This window comes from Campylobacter sp. 2457A (assembly GCF_020135895.1).
In the GTDB taxonomy this organism is placed as follows: domain Bacteria; phylum Campylobacterota; class Campylobacteria; order Campylobacterales; family Campylobacteraceae; genus Campylobacter_D; species Campylobacter_D taeniopygiae.
Map to the genome: position 1 here is coordinate 1 of NZ_JACHTO010000072.1, position 905 is coordinate 905.

Here is a 905-nt window from a genome sequence, read left to right on the forward strand (position 1 = left end):
GGAAAATTCAAAAATAAATTTTGCCAATGCTTTCTTAAAACAAAATGCTACTAAATTAAATGATATAGAAAATAAAAATTCACAAACTTTAATAAGAAGTGAAGTATTAAATTCTACTAACAATAATAATAGTATCAATAAAAACTATTATACTAAAACAAATTCTCCTAATTATGATATATCTAGTGAATTTAAAAACTCTATTTATACTTTAAAATTTAAACAAGCAGATATAAGCACTTCTACCAATACAGCCTATGGTTATAGTGTAGATAAAGATGGTTATATGGGAGAAGACTTTAATGAGGCTGCAGGATTACCAAAAGATTTTAAGATACATAAATCTACTTTGGATGAGATAGAGAGATATAATGAATATTTAAATGAAGATACTGTTAATTATTTAGGTGTAAGTAGTTATTATTCCAATATAGATATGGCAAATACTATCAAGCAATACTATGATAAATTCAATGATATTATTAATCATACTTTTAACGATACCAATAAAACAAGTTTTAGTGAAGCAGATTTAAATAGTTTGCCTAAAGGTGTAAGTATGTCAGTGGGAGATTTTGATTTTGCTTCACCTCTAAATTTTGAAAGCAAAACCATAACAAATTATTATAACACCCAAGAACAATACGATGAAATGGAACAATTAGGAATGTTTGCAAGTATCAATACAGGATTGCAAAAATTAGATTTTACTCCTCAAAGTATGCAAACTCAAAATACATCAAACAAATATACTTTTAATCCTGATATGTCATTTTATCCAAAAAATGAAGATGGAACTTATACTAAAGAAGACTTATTTATGAGTTTTTTAAAATCTACAGGTGCTGATGCTCTAAAAGGTGGTGATACCAAAATGAATCCAATAGTTAAATCTTTTAAAGAAG

Annotated in this window: 1 protein-coding gene; it reads left to right on the forward strand. The window is 26.0% G+C overall.

The window, feature by feature from the left end:
* A partial coding sequence (locus H2280_RS08355) for a Cj0814 family flagellar-dependent secreted protein (protein WP_337216252.1) occupies positions 1–905 on the forward strand: 905 nt, incomplete at both ends.